Here is a 3152-nt window from a genome sequence, read left to right on the forward strand (position 1 = left end):
CCCGGCCTGAGCGGAACTACCGAGCATTTAAAAACAGCTTCCGGCTCTGCTGTTGAATTGTCTGAAGTTGCTTTCGGACGTGAATTTAACGAAGCTCTTGTACACCAAGTTGTTACAGCTTATTTAGCTGGTGGTCGTCAAGGTACTAGTGCTCACAAATCTCGTGCAGATGTTTCTGGCGGTGTTTAAAAACCATTCCGTCAAATAGGTACTGGTCGCGCTCGTGCGGGTTCTATTCGTAGCCCAATCTGGGTAGGTGGTGGTAAAACTTTTGCTGCTCGCCCAGAAGATTGGTCTCAAAAAGTAAACCGTAAGATGTATCGCGGCGCAATGCAATGTATCTTAGCTGAACTTGTTCGCCAAGATCGCCTTGTGTTAGTTGAAGAGTTTGCTGTTGCAGCTCCAAAAACTAAAGAATTGCTTGCTAAACTTAACGACTTGAATGCAACTCGTGCATTGATCATTACAGATGCTGTAGATGAGAACTTGTATCTTGCAGCGCGCAACCTTCCACACGTAGATGTGGTAGATGCAACTGCGATTGATCCTGTTAGCTTGATCGCATTTGATAAGGTTGTAATGTCTGTAGCTGCTGCTAAGAAAATTGAGGTAGAACTCGGATGAACAACGAACGTATCTATCAAGTCCTTCAAGGACCAGTATTCTCAGAAAAAGCACAAGTTTTAGGTGATACTGCTGGTGTTCAAGTGTTCAAAGTTGCGCTTAATGCCAACAAACTTGAAATCAAAAAAGCAGTTGAGCAACTCTTTGGTGTTGAGGTTGTTAAAGTAAACACAACAATCACTAAAGGTAAAACAAAACGCTTTGGTAAAACATTAGGACGTCGTTCTGATGTGAAAAAAGCATACGTCACCCTGAAAGCTGGCCAAGATGTTGAAATGGCTGACTTGGGCGATACCGCTGAAAACGCAGCGGAATAAGGACGAGAATTATGCCAATTCAAAAATGTAAGCCAACGTCTCCAGGACGTCGCTTTGTAGAGAAAGTGGTTCATAGCCATCTCCACAAAGGTGCACCTTATGCGCCGTTGGTTGAAGCAAAAAAACGTACTGGTGGTCGTAATAATAATGGTCACATCACTACACGTCATGTAGGTGGTGGTCATAAACAAAACTATCGTATTGTTGACTTTAAACGTAATAAAGATGGTATTCCTGCGACTGTAGAGCGTATTGAATACGATCCTAACCGTACAGCTCATATTGCTTTAGTTCTATATGCTGATGGTGAACGTCGTTATATCATTGCGCCAAAAGGCCTACGTGCTGGTGATAAAGTTCAATCTGGTAACGATGCTCCAATTCGTCCAGGTAACTGCTTGCCGCTTCGTAACATGCCAATCGGTTCTACCTTGCACAACCTTGAACTTAAAATCGGTAAAGGTGCTCAATTAGCACGTTCTGCTGGTACTTCAGTTCAGTTGTTGGGTCGTGATGGTTCTTACGCTATTGTTCGTTTACGTTCAGGTGAAATGCGCAAAGTCCATGTTGAATGTCGTGCTGTAATTGGTGAAGTTTCTAACCAAGAAAGCAACCTTCGTTCATTGGGTAAAGCTGGTGCTTCACGCTGGCGTGGTATTCGTCCTACCGTTCGTGGTATGGCGATGAACCCGGTTGACCATCCACACGGTGGTGGTGAAGGACGTAGTAAAGGTATTCAGCCTGTAAGTCCATGGGGTCAAAAAGCTAAAGGGTACAAGACACGTACCAATAAGCGTACGACTAAGATGATTATTCGCGACCGTCGCGTCAAGTAAGGAATCTGAATAATGCCTCGTTCATTAAAAAAAGGTCCATTCGTCGACGCACATTTGTTCGCTAAAGTTGAAGCTGCTATTGCTGCTAACAACCGTAAGCCGATCAAAACTTGGTCACGTCGTTCAATGATCCTACCAGACTTTGTTGGTTTAACAATTTCTGTTCACAATGGTCGTAACCATGTTCCAGTAATTATTTCTGAGCATATGGTTGGTCATAAACTCGGTGAATTCGCGCCAACTCGTACCTATCGTGGTCACGGTGTTGATAAGAAGTCTAAACGTTAATAGGTGCTATGATGGAAGTAACTGCAAAATTACGCGGTGCCGCTATCTCGGCACAGAAAGCACGTTTAGTTGCTGATTTGATCCGTGGTAAATCGATCGCGCGCGCGCTAGATATTCTAAATTTCAGCAACAAGAAAGCGGCTGTGCTTGTTAAAAAAGCACTTGAATCTGCGATCGCGAATGCTGAACACAATAACAGCTTAGATGTTGATGACCTTAAAGTAACTACGATTTACGTTGATGAAGGTGTAAGCCTTAAGCGTATCATGCCACGTGCTAAAGGCCGTGCAGATCGTATTACTAAGCGTACTTGTCACATCACCGTTAAGGTAGGGGTTTGATATGGGTCAGAAGGTTCATCCAATCGGTATCCGCCTGGGTGTTGTGAAACGCCATAACGCTAACTGGTATGCGAGTCCGAAACAATACGCTGAATATTTACTTAAAGATCTTCAAGTTCGTGAGTTTTTAAATAAAAAACTTAAGAATGCGATGATTAGTAATATTCTTATCGAACGTCCTACTGGCGCTGCTAAAGTAACTATTAGCACTGCTCGTCCAGGTATCGTAATCGGTAAAAAAGGCGAAGATATCGAGAAATTACAGCGCGAACTCACCACTATTATGGGTGTTCCAGCTCAAGTAAGCATCAATGAAATTGATCGCCCAGACTTGGACGCGCGTTTAGTTGCTGAAGCAATTGCTTCACAATTAGAAAAGCGTGTGATGTTCCGTCGTGCTATGAAGCGTGCGGTACAAAACACAATGCGTGCTGGCGCTAAAGGTATCAAAGTTGAAGTTTCTGGTCGTTTAGGTGGTGCAGAGATTGCTCGTACTGAATGGTATCGTGAAGGTCGTGTACCTTTGCATACACTTCGTGCAGACATCGACTACGCAACTGTACGTGCTGAAACAACTTACGGTACGATTGGTGTTAAAGTTTGGATTTTCCGTGGCGAGATCTTAGGTGGCATGAAACAAGTCATGAACCCTGCTCCTGCTGAAGATCGTCCAGCTAAACGTGGTCGTGGTCGTGGTGAAGGTCAAGAGCGTCGTGGTCGTCGCGGTGACCGTGCTGCTGACAAGG

5 protein-coding genes and 1 pseudogene are annotated in these 3152 nt (G+C 44.2%); all 6 read left to right on the forward strand.

Features of this window, described 5'->3' with window-relative positions; translation table 11 throughout:
• Nucleotides 1-6 precede the first annotated feature (6 nt).
• Nucleotides 7-624 (forward strand): annotated as a pseudogene (gene rplD, locus J2Y37_RS15720) (50S ribosomal protein L4).
• Complete coding sequence (rplW, locus tag J2Y37_RS15725; RefSeq protein ID WP_004673004.1) at nucleotides 621-941, forward strand: 50S ribosomal protein L23; 321 nt, start codon at nucleotides 621-623, stop codon at nucleotides 939-941. The pseudogene rplD and the gene rplW overlap by 4 nt, the downstream one beginning before the upstream one ends.
• An 11-nt stretch (nucleotides 942-952) precedes the next feature.
• Nucleotides 953-1777: a 50S ribosomal protein L2 gene (gene rplB, locus J2Y37_RS15730; protein ID WP_004673002.1), complete on the forward strand. Its 825-nt coding sequence runs from the start codon at nucleotides 953-955 to the stop codon at nucleotides 1775-1777.
• Nucleotides 1778-1789: 12 nt separating this feature from the next.
• A complete protein-coding gene (rpsS, locus tag J2Y37_RS15735) occupies nucleotides 1790-2065 on the forward strand; it encodes a 30S ribosomal protein S19 (RefSeq protein ID WP_004673001.1) in 276 nt (91 codons plus the stop codon).
• 11 nt (nucleotides 2066-2076) lie between these two features.
• Nucleotides 2077-2406 (forward strand): 50S ribosomal protein L22, encoded by a 330-nt coding sequence (rplV, locus tag J2Y37_RS15740; protein ID WP_004672999.1) that lies wholly within the window; start codon nucleotides 2077-2079, stop codon nucleotides 2404-2406.
• A gap of 1 nt (nucleotide 2407) precedes the next feature.
• Nucleotides 2408-3152 (forward strand): 30S ribosomal protein S3 (rpsC, locus tag J2Y37_RS15745; protein WP_349033407.1); only part of this gene is annotated, 745 nt, incomplete at its 3' end.

The organism is Acinetobacter sp. 3657, assembly GCF_031456775.1.
GTDB lineage: Bacteria > Pseudomonadota > Gammaproteobacteria > Pseudomonadales > Moraxellaceae > Acinetobacter.